18 protein-coding genes are annotated in these 21,604 nt (G+C 44.5%); 10 read left to right on the forward strand and 8 right to left on the reverse strand.

Annotation, left to right across the window (positions count from 1 at the left end; translation table 11 throughout):
• Positions 1-150 precede the first annotated feature (150 nt).
• The 3 genes from FKV70_RS22470 to FKV70_RS22480 are packed head-to-tail and all read left to right on the forward strand — an operon-like array spanning position 151 to position 5,354.
• Complete coding sequence (locus tag FKV70_RS22470) at positions 151-4,815, forward strand: cation-translocating P-type ATPase (protein ID WP_425280378.1); 4,665 nt, start codon at positions 151-153, stop codon at positions 4,813-4,815.
• A gap of 40 nt (positions 4,816-4,855) precedes the next feature.
• Positions 4,856-5,116: a DUF5132 domain-containing protein gene (locus FKV70_RS22475; protein ID WP_231116862.1), complete on the forward strand. Its 261-nt coding sequence runs from the start codon at positions 4,856-4,858 to the stop codon at positions 5,114-5,116.
• 13 nt (positions 5,117-5,129) lie between these two features.
• Positions 5,130-5,354, forward strand: coding sequence for a hypothetical protein (locus FKV70_RS22480; RefSeq protein WP_142614597.1), 225 nt, complete (start codon positions 5,130-5,132; stop codon positions 5,352-5,354).
• Between the two features lie 73 nt (positions 5,355-5,427).
• On the opposite strand, the gene FKV70_RS22485 is transcribed toward FKV70_RS22480, so the two are convergent.
• Together FKV70_RS22485 and trhO are read right to left on the reverse strand one after the other, a co-directional pair.
• Positions 5,428-6,354 carry an AEC family transporter gene (locus FKV70_RS22485; protein WP_142614598.1) on the reverse strand — a complete coding sequence of 309 codons (927 nt, stop codon included), beginning with the start codon at positions 6,352-6,354 and terminating at the stop codon, positions 5,428-5,430.
• Positions 6,355-6,561: 207 nt separating this feature from the next.
• The gene (trhO, locus tag FKV70_RS22490; RefSeq protein WP_142614599.1) at positions 6,562-7,455 is read right to left on the reverse strand and encodes an oxygen-dependent tRNA uridine(34) hydroxylase TrhO; all 894 of its coding nucleotides are present in this window, start codon (positions 7,453-7,455) and stop codon (positions 6,562-6,564) included.
• A gap of 208 nt (positions 7,456-7,663) precedes the next feature.
• Here trhO and FKV70_RS22495 point away from each other — a divergent pair, with 208 nt between their 5' ends.
• From FKV70_RS22495 to FKV70_RS22510, 4 genes are all read left to right on the forward strand, one after another.
• Complete coding sequence (locus FKV70_RS22495) at positions 7,664-8,953, forward strand: glycoside hydrolase family 27 protein (RefSeq protein WP_142614600.1); 1,290 nt, start codon at positions 7,664-7,666, stop codon at positions 8,951-8,953.
• A 231-nt stretch (positions 8,954-9,184) separates the two neighbouring features.
• A complete protein-coding gene (locus FKV70_RS22500; RefSeq protein ID WP_142614601.1) occupies positions 9,185-10,228 on the forward strand; it encodes a carbohydrate kinase family protein in 1,044 nt (347 codons plus the stop codon).
• Positions 10,229-10,325: 97 nt separating this feature from the next.
• The gene (locus FKV70_RS22505; protein ID WP_142614602.1) at positions 10,326-11,012 is read left to right on the forward strand and encodes a P-loop NTPase family protein; all 687 of its coding nucleotides are present in this window, start codon (positions 10,326-10,328) and stop codon (positions 11,010-11,012) included.
• 334 nt (positions 11,013-11,346) lie between these two features.
• On the forward strand, positions 11,347-13,092 hold the full coding sequence (locus FKV70_RS22510; RefSeq protein ID WP_142614603.1) for a proline--tRNA ligase: 1,746 nt from the start codon (positions 11,347-11,349) through the stop codon (positions 13,090-13,092).
• Here the strand turns inward: FKV70_RS22510 and FKV70_RS22515 are convergent.
• On the reverse strand, positions 13,089-13,853 hold the full coding sequence (locus FKV70_RS22515) for a spermidine synthase (RefSeq protein ID WP_142614604.1): 765 nt from the start codon (positions 13,851-13,853) through the stop codon (positions 13,089-13,091). The genes FKV70_RS22510 and FKV70_RS22515 overlap by 4 nt on opposite strands.
• 27 nt (positions 13,854-13,880) lie before the next feature.
• The gene (locus tag FKV70_RS22520) at positions 13,881-14,804 is read right to left on the reverse strand and encodes an alkaline phosphatase family protein (protein WP_244310819.1); all 924 of its coding nucleotides are present in this window, start codon (positions 14,802-14,804) and stop codon (positions 13,881-13,883) included.
• Between the two features lie 201 nt (positions 14,805-15,005).
• Between FKV70_RS22520 and FKV70_RS22525 the strand changes: the two genes are divergently transcribed.
• Both FKV70_RS22525 and FKV70_RS22530 read left to right on the forward strand, forming a co-directional pair.
• Complete coding sequence (locus tag FKV70_RS22525; protein WP_063210727.1) at positions 15,006-15,674, forward strand: response regulator transcription factor; 669 nt, start codon at positions 15,006-15,008, stop codon at positions 15,672-15,674.
• A complete protein-coding gene (locus FKV70_RS22530) occupies positions 15,674-17,080 on the forward strand; it encodes a HAMP domain-containing sensor histidine kinase (RefSeq protein ID WP_142614606.1) in 1,407 nt (468 codons plus the stop codon). Before FKV70_RS22525 ends, FKV70_RS22530 begins: the two co-directional genes overlap by 1 nt.
• A 63-nt stretch (positions 17,081-17,143) precedes the next feature.
• Here FKV70_RS22530 and FKV70_RS22535 read toward each other — a convergent pair whose 3' ends face one another.
• Positions 17,144-17,755, reverse strand: a complete 612-nt coding sequence (locus FKV70_RS22535; protein WP_063210731.1) for an undecaprenyl-diphosphatase — start codon at positions 17,753-17,755, stop codon at positions 17,144-17,146.
• Positions 17,756-17,972: 217 nt separating this feature from the next.
• On the opposite strand from FKV70_RS22535, the gene FKV70_RS22540 reads away from it, so the two are divergent.
• The gene (locus FKV70_RS22540; RefSeq protein WP_063210795.1) at positions 17,973-18,692 is read left to right on the forward strand and encodes a YebC/PmpR family DNA-binding transcriptional regulator; all 720 of its coding nucleotides are present in this window, start codon (positions 17,973-17,975) and stop codon (positions 18,690-18,692) included.
• A gap of 228 nt (positions 18,693-18,920) precedes the next feature.
• Here the strand turns inward: FKV70_RS22540 and FKV70_RS22545 are convergent, their stop codons facing one another.
• The 3 genes from FKV70_RS22545 to ybaK form a co-directional block, all read right to left on the reverse strand.
• Entirely contained in the window at positions 18,921-19,673 is a 753-nt protein-coding gene (locus FKV70_RS22545) for a COG4705 family protein (protein WP_142614607.1), read from the reverse strand.
• 173 nt (positions 19,674-19,846) lie between these two features.
• Positions 19,847-21,034 (reverse strand): oxalate decarboxylase family bicupin, encoded by a 1,188-nt coding sequence (locus FKV70_RS22550; protein ID WP_208738439.1) that lies wholly within the window; start codon positions 21,032-21,034, stop codon positions 19,847-19,849.
• 89 nt (positions 21,035-21,123) lie between these two features.
• On the reverse strand, positions 21,124-21,603 hold the full coding sequence (gene ybaK, locus FKV70_RS22555; RefSeq protein WP_142614609.1) for a Cys-tRNA(Pro) deacylase: 480 nt from the start codon (positions 21,601-21,603) through the stop codon (positions 21,124-21,126).
• Position 21,604: the final 1 nt, after the last annotated feature.

Consider the following 21,604-nt stretch of genomic DNA (forward strand, 5'->3'; position numbering starts at 1 on the left):
TCTCCTTAAAATAAGTTGTTAATAAAATAATTCCATTATGTGAAATTTTTATACCAGATTACATTCAGAAAACAAAATGCATATTTTGCTAGCTATTGTAAATCATAAGTGAAGTTGATTTTTGAATATGGAAAAGGGAGGTTAACCATAGTGCCGCTACGAAATAAAAACAGGTTTCTTCATGTCCTTCCAGGAAGGATACGGGTTGAAATTTATGGCTTGAAGGGAAGTAAATCAGCCGCAGAGATTTTAACCCACAGTCTGTCCGCCTGTAATGGAATACATAGAGCGGAGCCCTGTGCAGTGACTGGCAAAGTGTTGCTCCTTTATGATGTAAAGCTGATTTCTGAGCGTCACATTTTCCATATACTCCGCGAAATAGAAAATCGGATTTGCTCGCCCACGGCGCTCCCATGTGTGCGGAACGAGGATACCGGGGCGAAAGAGGCACAGAGGGAAGCTGCCGCTGCCCAGGCAGAATCAGGTATTTCTTTTGATTTGCCGATTCCCTCTGTGACACCTAAGAGCAACACGAATGAGACAAAAGAAAAAATCCCGTTTGCCTTAGCTATTTCCATGACCGGTTTAGCCGCATTGGGAATCAAGCAGATATGTTTCGGACGTTCAGCCTTGGCAAGAAGCCCAGCGCCGTTCTATTTATCAGCATTTGTATCTATCGTAACCGGCTACCCTTTTCTCAAACGGGGGATTCAAACCTATTCGGATAAGAAAAAAATAAACTCGGATCTCGTTTTGGGTACAAGCGCTCTCGCTCTTGCGCTTTTGCGCGAAAATTTTGTAGCGCTTGCTGGACTCAGCCTTTTGCAATATGTGAACTGGAAACGAAGTCAGTCTGTGCTCAATGGACAGCAAGAAACTTCCATGTCACCGGAAATTCAAGCATATAGCCATAAGGCAGGTAAGTTAGGCTGCATTGCAGCCGGGCTGACTTGGGCCGTTACCCGGAATCCACTTCGTGCAATCGCTGTGCTTCTGGCTGCAAATCCGCGCGTGATGACCGTACCAGCCCAATACGCCTGGAAACAGGCCGAGCTCGTTTCAGAAGAAAGAAAATACGTAGTTCCGGAAAAAGGTTCGTTATCCCAACTCGCTCGAACAAAAACGATCTTATTCGAGGATTCGTCACTCCTGTTTAACCGTTCAGATAGTGAAGAAATTCAATGCATGGCGGAGAAGGAGGAAAATGAGGATAAAGTGTTATGTTTGGCAGCCTCATTAATGGAAAAAACAGAGCATCCATGGAAAGACGAGGTGTTCATCAAGGCACAGCGAACTCACCGAACGATCCGTACTGCCTTCCATGTGGAAGAAGAGCCTGAGGGAATAAAGGGAAAAGTCAATGATAGACAGGTTATCCTGGGTAGCTATAAATATATGGAAGAACACGGCATAGATTGCAGCCCTTATGAGCTTAAATGCAAGAGGCTGGCAAGAAATGAATGCGACGTCCTTTTGGTTGGAAGCCAAGGGAATGGAAAAGGCGAATGCCTTGGGTTAATTGCCAGACATCGGCAAGCAAAGGTCAACGCATACGGTTCTATGGCCTTTCCATTAAGTGAAAAAGGCTGGAGGCTTGGACTGTTGCATAACAGCCTTGACTTTAGTGCTGACGAGCTTTCCCAATACCGTATGGATACAAGCTGGTTAGCTTTTGAACATGGCGAAGTGATTGAACGGATCGCTGCGCTAAAGCAGCAGGGTGAAGAGACTTTATTTGTCTCAGGTCTCGAGCAAAATCCGCTTAATGAGTTTTATAAAGAAGCCGGAGTCCAGACGATTTCCATTGATGAGCTGCAACATATTGAGGAAAGTGCCCTGTATGCCGAGAAAACAGAGCAAATTATAAATGAGCATGCTTCGATCGCCAAAAAATGGAATGTAGTAGGATCTGCATTTGCAACATTAGGCATGATCAGTGCCCCGGTGGTCAGTTTGATCGGAGATGCTTTGTCGCTCGTGTTTATATCCAGAACCAAAAATAGGAGCGAAGCCTTTCTATCTTCAACCGAAGTTACGTATAAGGACGAGGCTGCGGTCACTTCTGAAGCTTTGACCTGGCATCAACTACCTAACGAACAGATCATCACGAAGTTTCGAACAAATCTGCAAAGTGGATTAACCTCAGATCAGGTTCTTTCTACACGAAGCCAATATGGTCCAAATCAGCTTGAGAGTAAACAACCTACTCCCTGGCTTATTGCATATTTGGGTCAATTCAAGGAGTTCACAACGCTAATCCTTCTCGGCACAAGTGCACTTGCCTTTCTTACAGGTGGATTGTTTGATGGACTTGCAATGGGGACAATCCTGCTCGCGAATGCTGCAATTGGCACGATTCAGGAACGCAAAGCGGAAAAGGTTGTGGACAAGCTGAATCAGTTTCAACCCCCAGTATGCAAAGTCCTTAGACAAGGCCAGTATGTAGAGCTTAACGCTGTCGAATTGGTGCCCGGCGATATCGTTTCCCTGGAAGCAGGGGACCGCGTTCCAGCTGATATCCGGTTGATCAACTCGTGGAACATGCGAGTCAATGAGTCAACCCTGACAGGGGAGTCAGTTCCCGTTGAAAAGGATGAAGCCTCTCTCTCCGAAGATTGTGCTTTAGCCGAAAGAACGAACATGCTCTTTATGGGAACCGATGTGTGCGGGGGCAAGGGAACGGGTATTGTTGTGCAAACCGGTATGAATACCGAGATGGGGCATTTAATGTCGCTTTTAAAGGATCAGGAAAAAGAAGTAACCCCTTTACAGGAAAAAGTAACGTCAATTAGTAAGAAATTTGTGAAAGGCGCTCTCATTGTGGGAGGAATTGTCTTCGCAATTGGTATGCTTCGGGGCATTCCTTTTCCACAAATGATTTCGACTTCGATTACACTGGCGGCTTCGGCCATCCCTGAAGGGCTTCCGGTTACCATCACGATTGCTCTCAGTGCAGGCATCTTTCGCATGGCGAAGAAAAACGCGCTGATCCGAAAACTTTCCTCATTAGAAACATTAGGAAGGACTACGGTGATTTGCACAGACAAGACAGGCACGTTAACCAAAAATGAAATGACGGTAAAAGTGCTTTCTACCGCGGATCGCGCATGGAATGTAACAGGAGATGGATACGAACCGACAGGAGCATTGGAGGAGCTTGCGATCGACGCTGCTGCAGCAGCAGAACTCAAAAATGTGAAAAGTTGTGAACCCCCATCAGCCCATCCTGATTTGACCCGTTTGCTGCAAATCTGTTTGTTATGCAATAACAGCAAGCTTGAGCAGCAGGAGGGGCAATGGATAACCAAAGGGGACCCAACTGAGGGCGCGCTATTGACGCTCGCAGGCAAAAATGGACTGTGGCTTAACGACATGGCCCATTGGCATCGCGGGTATGAAATTCCATTTGATTCTAAGACCGCAAAAATGAGCGTGGTTTGCAAGGATGAACAAACGGAACAGGAGTGTTATCTCTTTTCCAAAGGAGCCGTGGAAACCATTCTCCGTCATTGCAATCGATATCAAAAGAATGGCGAAGTATTGCCTCTATCCGAAGAACAGAAGCTGCACATTATACAGCAAAATGAAAAGTTTTCAGAAGCAGCACTTCGTGTGCTCGCTTTTGCATATCGGCCTCTGGATGAGAACATCGACAACGACTCCATTGACGATGAGCACGATTTAATTTACGTCGGTATGACCGGCATGATGGACCCACCCAAAGCTGAAGTAGAGCAAAATATTCAGGAGGCTTTTGCGCTTGGGCTAAAACCTGTGATGATTACAGGCGATCACCCGATTACCGCCATTGCCATCGCGAAGCAACTTGGAATTAACAGTGATGCGCAGAGTGTTGTAACAGGGCATGAGCTGGACCGTTTGTCGGACGAAGAGTTACTCCAAATTGTGGATCGAATATCCATATTTGCCAGAGTTACTCCAGAACACAAGCTTCGTATTGTAACAGCTCTGCAAAAAAGCGGACAAATTGTCGCTATGACTGGGGATGGCGTCAATGATACGCCTGCTATTAAGCAAGCCAATGTGGGAATTGCAATGGGGAGAACAGGAACAGAAGTAACGAAGGAAACGGCGGATATGGTATTGACGGAAGATCATTTCGGCACAATTCTGGAAGGGGTTAAAGAAGGCCGAACGATCATCGGCAACATCCGTAAAGCACTCGGCTGTCTATTAACCGGAAATCTGGCAGAGATTATTGTCACCAGCGTCGCCGTGATGGTCGGATTGCCGATACCTTTGGTTCCGATTCAAATTCTGCTGATGAATTTGCTGACCGATGCTTTGCCAGCAATGGTACTCGCTGTAAATCCAGGTCAGAAAACAAAACAGCAGAAACGAACGGATATCATCGACAAAGACCTGTACCAGAAAGTGATTACGAGAGGAGTTTTGCTGGGATTAGGTTCCCTTGGATTATTTGCTGCAAGCCTTGCAGTTGGTGCGCCTGTGCCTGTGGCTCAAAGCGTTGCTTTTGCAACTTTGGTTGCGGGGCAATTAATACAAACTTTCTCGTGGCGGCAGGAGGGGTCTGAAGAAACGGTACGCGATTGGACAAAAGATCGCTTTTTAATCGGGGCTCTTTGCGTTTCCTGGCTGGCTCTACTAGGAGCCATATATATACCGCCATTAACAGGGTTCTTCCATACCGCACGTCTGCCACTCCACTATTGGCTTCCCATCCTTGGTGTTGCCGGCTCGGTATCTCTTTTATCCAAACCGATTTTGGCTTTGATTTCAAACAAGCAGACAAGTGTAGACTTTACTGCAAACCACATCAATGCTGCGGCTTAATCAGCCGCAGTAATACTTTATTACCAGGAGGATTACGATCGTGCAAACTAACTTTGAAAAAATTGTTATCGGTACTGCGCTTGCCATTGCGGCCTCCGCATTGCTTCCCATTGCTAAAACCACATTCCGCCCCATAGCTGAAGCTGGGATGCAGGGCGGAACCAGCTTGCTCAATCGAGGTAAATCATACCTTCAATTAGCGCGTGAGGAAGTGGAAGATATCATTGCCGAAGCCAAATTTGAAAGAATGAAAAAGCAATTGGACCAAGAAATTGCCTTGCTAGACGATACCCAGGAATGAGGAGAATGGATAGATGAGCGAGCAAAATATAGATAATCACTTGCGTGAAGCTTTAGCACACTTGGAATTGGCCCTAAACCAAAGCGTGAGATGTGTGCTGGAGAATGATGGCGCAAAAAAAGAAATAGGTTTAAAGTGGGAACGATTTCTTGGGGAATTTATGGGACAAATCCGGGAAAAGGGAAAAAAATCAAGGCTAAATCTACTGAGCTGGATCAGTTTTCCGCGAATACGCTGACAATTGTATGCGGCCTGTAGTCGACAACAGGCTGCATACTGAAGATTCCCTACACGGTAGAGATTCTTTTTAACTAACCTGCTACCAGCATAATCAGAATGGGCAAAAGTAAGAATGAGGCAAGCGTACTCCACAAGATGCAGGTGGAGACCAATTTAGGCGATGCATTGAATTTTTCGGCTAAAATGACAGCATTCACAGCCACTGGCATCGAAGCCAGAATAAAGAGAACGGAGAACAATAAACCTGAAATTCCCAATATGAGCATGGCAAGACAAGCGGCAAGCGGAGAAAGCAAAAGCCGGATTGTCAGTCCTACGTAGCTGGCTTTTTTAATAGATGGCTCCAGCCTGAATATTTTTACATAAGCCATCTGGGTACCAAGAATCGCCAGCACGACTGGAGAATAGGCGGCTGCAATCATCGAGACGCCTGATTGAATGCCAGAGGGCAGATGCCAATCTAGTGCTCGAAGTCCCAGTGCGAGAAGAGCTGCATAGATCGCAGGGAGAGAAAATACAGACTTTACGGCACTTTGAACGGAAAATTCAGAGCGAGCTGCAAAGTAAACACCTATGGTATTGACCATAATTATCTGGGTGACGACATATACGGAGGCTTTATCCAGGCCAAGCTGTCCAAAAGCAAGTAAAATAAGCGGCAAACCATAGTTTGCACTATTGGTCAGAGTGGAGACTAAAGTAAGTCCAGCCGTTTCCGGGGCGCTCAGCCTGAAGATTTTCCCCGCTAGCTGTGCAATACCCCACAACAGCAGCAGGTTTAGCAATGAAAAAGCGGCTGTCTGTGCCACGTCATGCCAGGAAAGCTGAGCCTTGAGCAGCGTGTCCAAAATCATCGCAGGACTTAAAAAATATAAGTACAAAGTCGAGAGTGGCTTTGTTTCCAATCTCATGAATTTGCCGAGTAAAAATCCAGCAATCACCGGAATGGACAGCGGAACGATAACGGATAATAGAGTTGAAAGTACGATCTGAACCATGAATTCCATCCATCCTTTCTGTAATAACATGGTTCATTATAAGATGCTGCTTTCAAGCCCGTCCAAGACGGATAAACAATCAAGGTTATAGGTATAAACTATAAATCTTGAGCCCCTTATTCCCAGGATAATAAAAGGGATGTCCACTGCCATGTTAAACGGCGAGTAAGGACATCCCTTTCATATGAACCCGAGTATGCTGTGGGTTTATGCAGAAGCCATGGTTTTCGCTTTGGTACGACAATCGTCAGAGCAATAATGTTGATGTTGTTCTTCGCAATCTGGACACACAATATGCTGGAGATTGCATACCGGGCAGTTAATATAATGATCGTTTGGTGTTTCACAGTGGTAGCATTGACCAACAATAACGTCTTCATCTGTATGGTTGATCCGGACCGAAATCCGCTCGTCAAACACATAGCATTTACCGTCAAACAAACGTCCTTGTACTTCCGGGTCTTTGCTGTAGGTGACGATGCCGCCATCCAACTGAGCTACATCGTTAAAGCCTTCTTTAATCAGCAGACCAGACAGCTTCTCGCAACGAATACCTCCGGTACAGTAGGTCAGGATTTTTTTATCCTTGAACTCAGTCATATGATCACGAATCCATTGTGGGAATTCACGGAACGATTCAACTTCGGGACGAATAGCTCCGCGGAAATGACCGATGTCATATTCGTAATCGTTACGTCCGTCCAAAACTACCACATCTTCATCTTGAAGCTGTTCATAAAACTCTTTTGGTGACAGACGCTTGCCGCTAATTACATTAGGGTCCAGCTCGTCCTCATGACGCAGCGTAACCAGCTCTTGACGATGGCGTACAAATATTTTCTTGAACGCATGACCGTCAGACTCATCTATTTTAATAACGATATCGTGGAATTTCGGATTGGCGCGCAAATCACGGATATATTGCTCCGTTTGCTCTACTGTGCCGGACAGTGTTCCATTGATACCTTCCCCAGCAATCAAGATTCTTCCCTTGACGCCCAACTCCTTGCAGTAAGCCAGATGCTCTGCCGTAAAGGTAGCCGGATCTTCAATATTGACATATTTGTAAAATAACAAAATTCGATAAGCATGTTCACACATGTAAAATCACCCTCTGATTCAAGTCAAAGTTTTTTAACAGCATGTTTAAATGTACCACATTCTTTAAGTTAGTCAACATAAATGTATAAAAAGTGGAAATAGAAAAGATGATACGGACAAAAGTAAGGGTTTACATTATAATAATGTTGTGGTGAGGATGAGTTTGCAGTAACAGGTTGGAGGTTTAGCAGATGAAAGGATGGATTCAATGAAACATCATTTGACAGCGCATACACCACCTATGGGGTGGAATAGCTGGGATTGCTACGGCGCAGCGGTAAAGGAAGAGGAAGTAAGGGGAAATGCCCAATACATGGCGGAGCACCTCAAGGAGTATGGGTGGGAATATGTCGTGGTAGATATTCAGTGGTATGAACCGGGAGCTGTATCTTCACAGTATCGACCATTTGTTCCATTAGAAATGGATTCATTTTCACGACTGATTCCAGCGGTGAATCGGTTCCCTTCGGCTGCAGATGGGCGTGGATTCCATGCTCTTGCAGAATATGTTCATAGCTTGGGATTGAAATTTGGGATACATATTATGAGAGGTATTGCTAGACAGGCGGTTCATCAGGATACTCCAATTTTAGGAACTACAGCGACGGCCAGACAAATTGCACATCCTAACTCTATCTGTCCTTGGAACACAGATATGTATGGGGTAGATGCAACCAAAGAAGGCGCACAGGAATATTATAATTCATTGTTTAACCTGTATGCGGAATGGGGTGTCGATTTTGTCAAAGTAGATGACATTGCTGCATCACGTCTCTATGGTATTCATTTGGCAGAAATTGAGTTGATTAGACGAGCCATCGACCAATGTGGGCGCCCGATGGTGTTAAGCCTATCACCTGGACCTGCACCGTTGGAACATGCGGCTGATTTAATGGCAAATGCTAATATGTGGCGCATGACTGATGATTTTTGGGATGTATGGCCTTTACTGCACGGTATGTTTGAACGTTGTGAGAAATGGGCGGAGCATGTGGGCCCAGGTCACTGGCCGGATTGCGACATGTTGCCGCTCGGTCATCTGGGTATCCGTTCGGTAGATTCAGTAGATTCCGGCAGCCATGATCGGTGGGCACGCTTTACGAAGGATGAGCAGTTGACGATGATGACCTTATGGAGCATTTTCCGGTCTCCACTGATGTTCGGGGGAGAACTGCGGGATAATGATGCATGGACACTTTCATTGCTGTCGAACACAGAAGTGCTCGATGTTCATCGCAACGGTGTGGATGCACGTCAGGTCTATAGAAAGGATGAACATATCGTTTGGACTTCTCACAACGAGGAAGGTCACGTATATGCGGCTTTATTTAATGCTGGCGATGAAGCTTCCACCGTTCGTGTATCCTTAAAGGATCTTGGAATGGAAGGACAGGTAAGTGCCAGAGACCTATGGAATCAGGTGGATCTAGGTGTATTAGCGCAGGAACTGTCTGCAGATTTACCCCCCCATGGAGCTGCTCTATTTATTATAAAATAACAGATGCTAGGAACGATCAAAGCTGCATGTTTAGATTCAGTCACCTTATCGTAAAGTGGAGGGTATTTTTACGATAAGGTGATTTTTTGTATGTGTAACTTTATGATATTTTAACGGACTCGACATGATTCTCGGGAATTTGACATATAAAACATGTTAGGTTTATAGAGTACCTATTTCTGCACAAATTTAAATCATTTTAGCGAAATGACTCGAGAAAGGAGTCGAATGATGAAACTAAAAAAAATTCACAAAAATGAACAGGACGAGCCTTGGCCCTCTAGTGAACAGATACTGTGTATCGGAGGGGCCAATCTGGATCGTAAGATCATGATTAAAGGTACATTTCAGCTTTACACTTCTAACCCGAGCAGCACTAGTCTACAATCTTGTGGTGGGGTTGCACGGAATGTGGCTGAAAATTTAGGGAGATTGAGCCGACGGGTCAGCTTGCTGACCGCCGTTGGGGACGATGCTGAAGGCGAATTTATCATTGAACAGTCCAGCCGTTATATGCAGGTGTTACCTCTTCAAGTTCAAGACGAATCATCAACCGGAGTCTATACAGCCTTGATGAACGAGCATGGTGAAATGATTGTAGCGACAGCAGAAATGGAAATTTATGACCAGATTCGTCCTTCAGTAATTTTTGAAAATATTCCTTTAATCGCCTCATCCCGACTCGTTCTGCTGGACACTAATTTTTCTATGAACGTAATAGCGGCCACCATACAGGTCTGTCTGGAGCATCAGGTTCCGCTTGTCGTTTCTTCGGTGTCAGCTTCCAAGATGAGAAAGCTTCCCCGAAACTTGCATGGGGTGGAATGGCTGGTATGTAAACCAGATGAGGCGGAAGCTTATTTGGGACTTGAGCTTAAAGATGACCAGCATATATTGGATGCAGCCCGAATTTTTCACAAGCTAGGGATTCAAAATGTCATTTTCATCTGCGGCACTAGGCATGTATTATTTGCTTCTCAGAATGGAACTCATGGACAAGTCCCGATTCCTTCAGTTCAACAGGTCATTGATGTCACAGGCGCGGACGACGCCTTTATTGCCGGGATGATTTACGGGATTACCCAAGGTTATCCTATGGAGCAAGTGTGCCAGTTTGGAATCAGTTGTGTCGACTTAACCATACAAACAGACCGGACAGTCTCAGACACCATTTCTATAAATAAACTTCATTCTAGATTCCAGGAGCTGTATGGCACACATTCGCAAAATTTTGTGTTTTTTAAGGGCGTGTATTTTAAAAAGAAAAATACATAAATAAAGAAGAGAACACTAACCCACAACAGCGTGGATTTGGAGCTTCATAGACGCGGTGGTTTCAGTTATTGAATTTATAAAAGGAGCAGGGTGTCTGATGGACAGTGTGAAATACGCTATTGTTTTTTTGCCGCTGCTCCTTCTTTATATGCTTTTAAAGGGAGGGGCTTTGGCAGTAGGGTTACTATACCGGCTGATCCATCTCATATGGACCTTACGTGCGGGACCAAGTGACAAGCTTCTAGCTGTGCAGCATGCTAAGCGGATTATTGTAATCGGTTCACCGGGGAGCGGCAAGACTTGTTTGGCCAGACGCCTATCGATGTGGACTCATTTGCCGTATATTTCGTTAGATGATTTGTATTGGGGACCGGAGTGGAAGCGGAGCACAGATGAACATTTTCATAAACAACTGGGTGAAGTCCTGCAAAGGGAAGAATGGATTATCGAAGGGAATTATCATGAGCGTTATTTTGCCGAGCGACTTCAGCGTTCCGATACAATCATCGTGATGGATGTCAGCACGATTGAGGCGATATCAGGTGTTATCATACGTTCGCTTAATCGTTTTTTATTTTCTAAAGAACTACCCATAGGAGTTGGGCAGGAATCCGTTCGTATTTGGGACATTTCTCCTCGGTTTATCCGTTTTGTTCTGCGTTTTCGCAGACGTGTCCGCCCTAAAATCTGGCCGCTTATTTTGCAATATGGTGAGAAACGGAATTTGATTATCCTAAAATCTAAATATCGTTCATGTCCCTGGACGAGTTCGGATAGACAATGATCTCCTTGACTCGAAGCTGCGTTTCGTGTAAAGTGGTGAAAATTGTAATATATAGGAATAGTGTAGACCAAGGATCAAAGGTTCAATGACCCGCTGTACAGAGAAGAAACCCATGGGCTGAAAGGTTTCTCGACGCGAATGAACGTTTCCCTGCCTTGCGAGCTGTAGCGGGTGTGTAAGATAAACCGTTACCGGCTAGACGCCGTTATCTCAAGAAGGACCGTCCCATGTATGGTTACGGTCAAATGAAGGGTGGTACCACGACACATTCGTCCCTGACGGATGTGTCTTTTTTGCATACAAAAATATCGTTCTTACAAGGAGGAAGCCACACATGCGCCAAAGCCAATTATTACTGACAACCTTGCGTGAAGCACCTGCAGAGGCCGAAGTGATTAGCCATCAGCTTATGCTGCGGGCAGGATTTATCCGCCAATTGGCGGCCGGAATGTACACCTATATGCCACTGGGCAGACGGGTGCTCAGAAAAGTGGAACAAATTGTACGAGATGAGATGGATCGTGCGGGGGCTAGCGAGCTACTGATGCCTGTGTTGCAACCAACGGAGCTATGGCAAGAATCTGGCAGATACGATGTGTACGGTCCTGAGCTGATGCGTCTGCAAGATCGACATGGTCGGGAGTTCGCATTGGGGCCCACACATGAAGAGGTCATAACGTCTTTAATACGCAATGAAGTGAATTCCTATCGAAAATTGCCTGTAATGCTGTACCAAATTCAAACCAAATTTCGGGATGAACGACGTCCGCGGTTTGGACTGCTTCGCAGCAGAGAATTTTTGATGAAGGATGCCTATTCGTTTGATGCCAATTGGGAAGGACTAGATCACACTTATTGGACGATGTTTCAGGCCTATCAACGTATTTTTGGTCGTTGCAGTCTGAATTTCCGCGCAGTCGAAGCAGATGCAGGTGCTATTGGTGGTGAGGGTGAAACCCATGAATTTATGGCGCTGGCTGATATTGGAGAGGATACGATTGTGGCATGTACCTGCTGTGATTATGCTGCCAATCTTGAAAAGGCGGAACCAAGGTCAACGGGAAGCATAGGCACATCTTCTGTCTCCAATGAAAATGAACTTGATAGCCATCCTTCTATCACTACGGATAAAATGGAAAAACTGTATACTCCAGGTCTGCGCACCATAGATCAACTGGTTGAAACGCTTCACGTAGAGCCGAAGGAAATCATCAAAACACTGATTTATATGGCTGACGATCAGCCGATTGCGGTAGTTGTCAGGGGAGATCATGAGGTCAACGAACTAAAAGTTAAACAAATTTTAGGTAGTGAAAAATTCGAAATAGCAAGTGCAGATACCGTCACAAAGGTGACTGGAACCCCACCCGGGTTCATAGGTCCATACGGATTGACAATCCCAGTGTGGGTGGATTACGCCGTTGTCCACATGTCTAGCGGCCTCGCAGGCGCGAACGAGCAGGATTACCATTATCAGCATGTGAATCCAAGGCGCGATCTGGACCTTCGGCATGTGGCTGACTTGCGCAATGTCATAGAAGGGGATAAGTGTCCTCGATGTGACGAAGGAAATTTGGAATTTCACCAAGGAATTGAAATTGGACACGTATTTAAACTGGGCACCAAGTACAGTGAGAAGCTGGGGGCGACTTTTCTGGATGTGTCCGGAACTGATCAAACGATGATTATGGGCTGTTATGGTATTGGTGTTTCCCGAATCCTATCCGCCATTGTAGAGCAAAATCATGACCAGAACGGAATCATATGGCCGCATGCGTTGGCGCCGTTTCAGGTTCACATCATTCCGATTTCTGTGAAAGACGAGCTTCAAATGAACATAGCTGAGGAATTGTATAGCCAACTGCAGGATCGCGGTGTAGAGGTACTGCTAGATGAACGTGAGGAACGCCCAGGAGTTAAATTTAAAGATTCGGATTTAGTAGGTATTCCCGTACGGATCGTCGTGGGTAAAGATGCACAACACGGTAAAGTAGAGTTTGTAGAGCGAAGAAGCAGCCACAAAGAGTTGATCCATATCCATGATATAGAGAGACGATTAATGAGTCTCATTCAACACTAGGCGTCTGCATCTCGCAGAATATGACCTTCTTCAAGTGTAATCTGATGGAAGTCAGCCATCTGACGTGTCTGAAAACGAATAGGCTTGTCTCGACCTATCATAATGATATTTTGGATGTCGGCAATGCCTTCCGAGGGTAGGGAGAACGCTGTGACATAGGTGAATTCTTCACGCAACGTTGTGTGAATGGCATGGATCAGATGATCGTGTTCACTTTTGCCCATTAAATTCATAATTAGCGATCCTTCGGAATCCAGCTTTTCTTTAGCCATCTTGAAAAATTCCAGGGATACTAAATGCAAAGGCGTCCCCTGCTCTGTGAAGGCGTCCAAAATAATAGAGTCATAAGCATCCGGACCCTCCTTCTCCAGAATGCAGCGTCCATCACCAATAACTACATTGTCCTGTTCGTATCCAAAGAATGTTCGGCTGAATTCTACTACTTGTGCATCCAGCTCGGCAATCTTAAAGCGTTTATCTGCAAAATGACTGGCAATTGTACCTATACCATGCCCGATAACAAACACGTCTTCAAATGACGGGTCGTTCAGCTCCATGAGATGGATGATTGCTCTGGGATATTCGAACAGAATACGTTGCGGATGATTCAAATCCATCGCACCTTGGATAGCTGCATTTGAAAATTGCATCACGCGAAACAATCCCTTTTCACCATACAGCTCCGTGGTTTCATACACCGTGATTTCATGGTTATTGCTCAACTTTTTATGTAAGACATCCAAGTGATTAAGCTCCTTCAAGTCAGACTTCACCCTCATATTAGACATTTAGGAGCCTGATGTCCATATATTAAGCGGCGGGGCCGTTCTGCTCTTGCCGAGCAAATCCAATCCGTATAATTGTTCAACCATGCGCAGCATAGAAAAATGATTGCTTTTCTCATTATAGGGGCCATTTTTCAAACGAGCGCCTATGATTACAGTCGGAATTTTGTTTTTGCTGCTCATATCATCTTCATCCCATGTTAAAACCAAAAGGCTGTTATGCTGCGGTGCCCAACGAGCATAAGAGGATAAGTGGGCCTGCAGCCATTGATCTGCTTCTCGAATCGTGCCGTCGTGCATATCGTGGTTCAGATTGGGAATGACAAAAGAGACCGTCGGCAACTGATTGAAGTTTTGTGGAAAGCTGGTCATAGGCATATTGATTGAAGCAGGCAGATTGTTGAAATTCACCCACGGGTTATGTTTACGCGCATACAGGGTTTTCAAATCATATGGACCGGTAAATCCGGTTCGAGGCAGCCCCTCCGAATAACCCCCAAACGTATATCCATGCTGTATAAGTTGCAAAGCCAGATTGCTGGTGTTCATTTTATTTGGAGTCAAATCATTGTGGACGCCCTGATTAGAACCTGAAAATAGATCCAGGTAGTTCGGTTGACTTGGATGCTCAATTGCATAATGATTCATCAGATTGACACCTTTTTTCATCAAGTTGTTTATAAATGGGGCAGAGGGATTGCCTGAGATTTTTTTCGACGAGTGATTTTCTTCTACCACAATGACGATATGGTCAATACGTTGCGGGGATTTAACAGCACCGGGCTGAGATGCTTTAACTTTTACAGAGGAGCCAGCCCAGGCTGTGGATTGAACGGCCTTAGCATCAGAGCGGACAGTAAACCAGCCGACGTGAGACAATATACAGAAAGCTGCCGATAGAGTGAGTGCGGTTATCAGTGATTTCATTTTCAAGAATACAACCTTCTTTCATGCTGAATGGCTAACAGACCCATGTTCATAGAGTCATGATCTAGCTTACACAGGACACATTAAAATATCGTGAGAAAAATAAATTGAAAAGATCATTATTTTTTAATGTACATCTAGTAAACTGATTTCTATATCAAGCGTTAGAAAAAGACGCTCCTGCGCCTGGAAAGGAAAGCTATGAAAAGGATACTTCTGATTGAGGACGAGAAAAACTTGGCTCGTTTCATTGAGCTTGAACTAAAACATGAATCTTACGAGGTGACTGTCGAGTATGATGGGAGGAAAGGTCTGGAGTCTGCGTTAAGCGAGGAATGGGACATCATTCTGCTGGATTTAATGTTACCAGGCATCAATGGAATTGAAGTGTGTCGTCGGATTCGCAAAACAAAACAAACCCCGATCATAATGCTAACCGCAAGGGACGGTGTGATGGATAAAGTGATGGGACTGGACAGTGGAGCCGATGATTATATCCCAAAGCCTTTTGCTATTGAGGAACTTCTGGCCCGAATGCGTTCTTTGCTCCGGCGCAGTGGATTCGTTGAAGATTCCAGGCAAATTACTTACAACGGACTGGTGCTGGATAGCGAGGCGCGTATTTTGACCAAAGACCAACAGATTATTGAATTGACAAAGCGTGAATTTGATCTGCTATCCATATTGATGCATAACATCGGACGTGTCATGACTCGGGAGAGATTGCTGGAGCTTATATGGGGCTATGATTCGGAGGTTGAAACGAATGTCGTCGATGTGTATATTCGTTACTTGCGTAGCAAAATAGACAAGCCTGGAGAACCAAGCTTTATACAGACATTACGCGGATTAGGGTATGTGATTCGATAATGGCAACGTTAAGATCCCTATTTTCCCGATTACCCATCCGTTGGAAATTGGCAGTATGGTCTTCGTTGCTGTTATGTATTTTGTTTGTTTTGTACAATGGTGTCCAATATTTTACGATTAACCAGTGGATGGTCAGTGAGGGAAAAGTGAGTATCCGCAAAAGCATGAACGAACTCCAAACCCTTTTGCAGGAAAAACACTTGTCTGCTCAAGAAATCGTGAACAGTCGACGTTTTGTTGAGAATTTGAATGATCGGCATCAAATGATCCGTATTTTGAATCAGCAAGGAGTTCCACTGCTCAGCGTTAGCAACGAGCTGCCTGAGGATTGGTTCTTGCCGCAAACAGTACGTAGCACCCAGATTATGACTGCCTGGCATCTGGAGGATCAGGTCTTGATTATGCGAAGTCCGTTGAATTCAGATCACTTTACTGGAACCATTGAAATTATAAACAACATGGAGAATATAGACAAGATTAGTAACAAAATAAAAGGTGTCATGATTGCAGGCGGTATAGGAGCGATTATATTAAGCGCTTTGGGAGGGATTTTTCTTTCACGCCAATTGATGCGGCCCATTCAGTCCATGACGGATACGATGATCAGAATTCGCAAAAAAGGGTTGCATGAGGAACGTGTGCAAGTATCTGATAATAATGACGAGCTGTCGAATCTGGGGAAAGTATTTAATGAGTTGATCGATCAGTTGGAGCGTTCTTTCCTTCAACAAAAACAGTTTGTTGAGGATGCTTCCCATGAATTGCGCACCCCCATTTCGATTATTGAAGGTCATATCTCCTTATTGAACCGTTGGGGCAAGCACGATCCGGCCATATTGGACGAGTCGCTTCGTGTTTCTGTACAGGAGCTTGAGCGATTGAAGGGTATTGTAAACGATCTTCTGGAGTTGACGCGAGCTGAGTCCCCAAATTTGGAACAGGATGTGCCAGCGATAGATATCAGTCATACCATTCAATATACGCTCACCAATTTTAATATGCTGCATCCTGATATGATATTTCGGTGGGAATCAACGCTCCTCGAACAAGTACAGGTTCGTATCACGCCGCAGCATCTGGAACAGTTATTGCTGATCGTGCTGGATAACGCCGTTAAATATTCTGGATCCTCAAAAGAATTCCTTGTAACCGGAACGCTGGAACAAAACGAGGTTCTTATTCATATCACGGATTACGGGATCGGGATTCCTGCAGAGGACCTGCCTTATTTATTCGACCGGTTTTATCGAGTGGATAAGGCAAGAAGTCGCGAGCAGGGGGGGACAGGCCTGGGCCTTGCTATAGCCAAGCAATTGGTCAAGCGATATAACGGGAATATCAGAGTGAGCAGTACTGAACATATAGGGACAACCGTAACGCTTTGTTTTCCGGCGTACAGGTCCTGAAATACTGGAAAAATCAAAGAAGCCCCATCAACCATAACCATGGCTTATGGGGTCTTATCATACTCAAGCATCCTCAGATTGAGGCTCTGTTGATTTGTTCCAAATTTTAAGCTCTACTCTTTCGTACAGCTCTAGGCATGAGTTGACCAGATGCTGAGGACGTTTAAAATGTAGAAGCAGATAGCGGGTACCAACCGCGCATAAGGCACCGACCAGCGCACCAGCCGCTACATCCGACGGATAATGGACACCTGTCCAGATTCGGGAAAACCCGATAAGAAGGGCAGCGGCGAGCCAGAACGTTCTAAACCTCTTACTGTACAGCCAGAACGTGACCGCCAGTGCAAAAGCTCCAATGGCGTGGTCGCTCGGAAAGGAGGCATTCGCTGGGTGCTTAATGAGCTGAATAACGGTATGGGTGACAAATGGACGATCCCGGTACATGAGATGTCCAATGATAAAACTGATCCCCATGCCTATACATATGGATATGACCGCCGAGATGATCATTTTCCGATTAAGCGTATTTCTTGAGAACCAATATAGCAACAAAGCAAGGACAAACACATATTGGGCATCTTCAGCGAAAAAACGCATAAGTCCATTTAGAGCAGAAAAGCTATTTGCTTGTTCATTGATGAGATGGAAAATCTGGTAGTCCAGGTTGGATAACATACAGGGATACTCCTTTTCTAATGTGATTCGAAAGTAGTATGATCTTAACTCTTCAACATGGGAGCATCTTTAGATGAAGATTAGAATTTCATGAGAAATCGTTTTCTTAATATGACTAAATCGTTTGAACTTGTCCATGTGTCCTTTAGGAGATATAATATACAAGGATATAATGAAGTTCGTTATGTATATTCATATAGGAAGAGAGCGGGATATTATGGGACGTAAGTGGAATAACATTAAAGAAAAGAAGGCATCGAAGGATGCTAACACGAGTCGTATATATGCCAAATTTGGCGTGGAAATTTATGTAGCAGCCAAACAGGGCGAGCCTGATCCAGAATCCAATCGGGTGTTAAGAGTCGTACTGGAACGTGCAAAAACGTACAATGTACCGAAAGCGATCATTGACCGTGCTATTGAAAAAGCTAAAGGTGCTGGTGATGAAAACTATGTAGAGCTTCGTTATGAAGGTTTCGGACCGAACGGTTCTATGGTCATTGTAGATGCACTGACTAATAACGTGAACCGTACAGCTTCGGATGTGCGTTCTGCTTTTACTAAAAATGGCGGTAGCCTGGGTGTGAGCGGATCTGTAGCCTACATGTTTGATTCAACAGCAGTTATTGGTCTGGTGGGTAAAACCGCAGATGAAGTGCTGGAGCTGCTGATGGAAGCAGATGTAGAGGTACGTGACATCATTGAAGAAGATGAAGCCGTCATCGTATATGCAGAGCCGGACCAATTCCATGCTGTGCAGGAAGCTTTCAAGCAGGCAGGAGTAACTGAATTTACTGTGGCCGAGCTCACCATGCTTGCCCAAAATGATATTACTCTTCCAGAAGATGCACAGGCTCAATTCGATAAATTGATTGATGCCTTAGAGGATTTGGAGGATGTTCAGCAGGTTTACCATAACGTAGACTCTGAGGAATAGTTTTTGTTAAACAGATTATAAAAACATCGTGTTTCGATACGGTGTTTTTTTGTATACCGTTTTTTCTAGACTGATCCCGATTTCATTCGAGCAGTTTGTGCAAAACCACGCAGATCTGGAGATAAAGGTACAGCGGCGGATCTGCCATCGGTGTAAGATTAAAAGATATAGGCAGAGGCCTATATCTTTGTATATAAAGTAGCTATGGAAACGAGTCGGTACAAATGATTAACTTGCATTTAACTCTGGTGATTTCATTTTAGAAGTATTGAGCGTAGTGTAGATAATTAAAGCTATAAGAATTATAACCAGTACCAATGAAGATCCCATAGTACCTAAATTCAATCCTCCCTTTGCGTGTGATTTGGTAAGAAGGTCTCCAAATGTCGCTCCAAAAGGACGCGTTAATACAAATGCTAACCAGAATAAAAATACTCGTGAGACATTTGTAGAGTATGTTGATAGTAGGATCAGACCCAGCAAACTCCCTATTAAGACAGCTCCTCCTACAAATCCAAGGCCGGAACTATCCGCCAAAAAATCACCTAAAGCCGTACCCAAAGTGTTTGAGAACAAGATGGCAATCCAATAAATTACTTCTACTTTCCGTGTAGTAATATTATTGACGTTCAATGATCGCTCACTAAAATACCAAAATGAAAAAATGGCTAACAATATACATACTAAAATGACTGATCCGGTTGCATAACCCAATCCTAAGCTACGATCCATGTAGTCTGACATAGTAGTACCAGCAGTGCTCGTGGTAAGAATAACAGTCCAATAAAGAAATGGATGATACTTCTTAGAAAAAAGTTGAAAAATAAGACTAATTAAAAAAATACTAAACAAAATCATGGAACTAATGGCGTACCCTACATTAAGAGTTTGTGACAATAAGTCACCTGCGGTTTCACCCAGTGTGGTAGCGCAAATCTTCATAATCCAGAAAATGGCCGTAACTTGTGCGATTTTTTGCATCTTTATTTCTCACTCCCCGAATTTTTACAGCATTTTGTTTTTTCATAAAATGCCATTTGCGTAACTATATTCGGGGATCATTAAATTTGCATTAGAGAGCAGTAAGAAAAGAATGAGGATAGACTTTTTTCTGAGTGCACGAACAAGGCGTACCTTACTAGATTCTTCTCGGGTCACCCCTTCGGGTAAAATGAATACCCTGGATACTTGACGACAGGCCATTTTTCTTTCCGCAATTTAGAGATCACGTCAGCGCCAACATGCAAATTACTTTGAATCAATTCTGTGGGTGTAAGTGCCATCCATTGATTTAAGGACACATCTGCAAAACGATCACTTTTAAACATTTCAAGAAACCACAGTGTACTGGAACCTGTGTTTTGAATGTAATGACCGTAGGCAAAAGGCACATATCCGACATCCCCGGCTCTAAAATCAAATGTACGAGCTGCACCATTACCACCAAAGACAGTCATCCGCCCTTGCCCGGCAAGATAGTATTGCCATTCGTCATTATTGGGGTGCCAATGCATTTCTCGCATCGCTCCAGGCTCAATCTCTACAAGAGCAGCTGCGATGGTTTTGGAAATCGGAAAGTTAGAGGAGTCGACAATTCGTACGCTTCCGCCTGGTGTTTTGATCGGAGGCTGAGCTAGTAATTTATGCTTAAAAGATTGGGGTAACGTTCCATAGGGAGAGGGAACCGCTTGACTTTGGATTGAACCGGGTACGGAATCCTGGTAGATGTATACCTGGTCTTGAGGAATCGCTGCAAAATCAGCTTTTGGAATCCCAAAATTTGCAGAAAGCACCTCTTTGGGAGTATGTGCGAACCAATCCGAGATGGATAAGGTGTTCAGATCGGAGAAATGGCCATCATCGAAAACCAGCAAAAATTCACAGCCTTCTTCAAGACCTTGTATAGAATGCGGGATGCCTGGTGGAAAGTACCAGAGATCGCCTGGACCCACATCCGCAATAAAATTACGTCCGTCTTGGTCAACTGCTGTAATACGGGCACTTCCTAACAGCATATAAGACCATTCTGCCTGCTGATGCCAGTGAAGCTCACGTACACCGCCCGGTGTCAAGCTCATATTAACGCCAGCAAGAGTGGTGGCAATGGGTAATTCCCTTACTGTAATTTCTCTTGACCATCCACCCTGATTAAGCTGCATATGGGCGTCTGAAAAAGAAAACCTCATATTCGGTATGAGACCATTGTCCGTTACGGGAGGAACCAGCATATCCGGATTTTGTAAATCCCTCATCACATCACGTGGACCCTTGTCGATCCCCCCTGCGCCATCGCTTCTAATGGGCTGGGGGATGCCGACTTTTTTTGAATAATCATTATGCATCATTTGAATTTCCCCTCCAGGTTAAAGCATAATAAACCATAGGATTATGAGAAAATACGCATAAAGATGTTATGATGATAAGGTGAGTTTTATGTCGTGTGCGTTAGATCTGCAAACTGGGCTTGAATGATTTCAGCCAAATCGTGTGGATTTAACTCCAACTGGGTTCCAATTTTCCCACCGCTTACAACGATGGTTTCCAGCTCCACTGCGGGCTGATCGATATAAGTGGGATAGAGCTTTTTCATCCCTATAGGAGAGCATCCACCCCGGATGTATCCTGTATGCTTTTGCAACTCCTTCACTGGAAGCATCTCAATTTTCTTTTCTCCCGCAGATTTGGCAGCCTTTTTGAGATCAAGCTCTTTATGTACAGGAATCACAAAAACAAACAGATGTTGTTTGCTATGTGCAACCAAAGTTTTAAAAACGGATTCTGGTGCTCTCTGGATCTTTTCGGCTACGTTCATACCGTCTATTTTTCCATCTTGGTGGTCATAACTCAAAATATTATAGTGGATGTGTTGCCCGTCCAATATGCGCATGGCATTTGTTTTACTTACACTCATT

Source organism: Paenibacillus ottowii (assembly GCF_006874425.1).
Taxonomy (GTDB): domain Bacteria; phylum Bacillota; class Bacilli; order Paenibacillales; family Paenibacillaceae; genus Paenibacillus; species Paenibacillus ottowii.

Coding starts and splice junctions, on each gene's coding strand:
- FKV70_RS22535 (WP_063210731.1), bottom strand. CDS start 17,755: ATGTTATCCAACCTGGACTACCAGATTTTCCATCTCATCAATGAACAA.
- FKV70_RS22550 (WP_208738439.1), bottom strand. CDS start 21,034: ATGCATAATGATTATTCAAAAAAAGTCGGCATCCCCCAGCCCATTAGA.
- FKV70_RS22545 (WP_142614607.1), bottom strand. CDS start 19,673: ATGCAAAAAATCGCACAAGTTACGGCCATTTTCTGGATTATGAAGATT.
- FKV70_RS22520 (WP_244310819.1), bottom strand. CDS start 14,804: ATGAAATCACTGATAACCGCACTCACTCTATCGGCAGCTTTCTGTATA.
- trhO (WP_142614599.1), bottom strand. CDS start 7,455: ATGTGTGAACATGCTTATCGAATTTTGTTATTTTACAAATATGTCAAT.
- FKV70_RS22480 (WP_142614597.1), top strand. CDS start 5,130: ATGAGCGAGCAAAATATAGATAATCACTTGCGTGAAGCTTTAGCACAC.
- FKV70_RS22485 (WP_142614598.1), bottom strand. CDS start 6,354: ATGGTTCAGATCGTACTTTCAACTCTATTATCCGTTATCGTTCCGCTG.
- FKV70_RS22500 (WP_142614601.1), top strand. CDS start 9,185: ATGAAACTAAAAAAAATTCACAAAAATGAACAGGACGAGCCTTGGCCC.
- FKV70_RS22510 (WP_142614603.1), top strand. CDS start 11,347: ATGCGCCAAAGCCAATTATTACTGACAACCTTGCGTGAAGCACCTGCA.
- FKV70_RS22530 (WP_142614606.1), top strand. CDS start 15,674: ATGGCAACGTTAAGATCCCTATTTTCCCGATTACCCATCCGTTGGAAA.
- FKV70_RS22540 (WP_063210795.1), top strand. CDS start 17,973: ATGGGACGTAAGTGGAATAACATTAAAGAAAAGAAGGCATCGAAGGAT.
- ybaK (WP_142614609.1), bottom strand. CDS start 21,603: ATGAGTGTAAGTAAAACAAATGCCATGCGCATATTGGACGGGCAACAC.
- FKV70_RS22505 (WP_142614602.1), top strand. CDS start 10,326: ATGGACAGTGTGAAATACGCTATTGTTTTTTTGCCGCTGCTCCTTCTT.
- FKV70_RS22495 (WP_142614600.1), top strand. CDS start 7,664: ATGAAACATCATTTGACAGCGCATACACCACCTATGGGGTGGAATAGC.
- FKV70_RS22525 (WP_063210727.1), top strand. CDS start 15,006: ATGAAAAGGATACTTCTGATTGAGGACGAGAAAAACTTGGCTCGTTTC.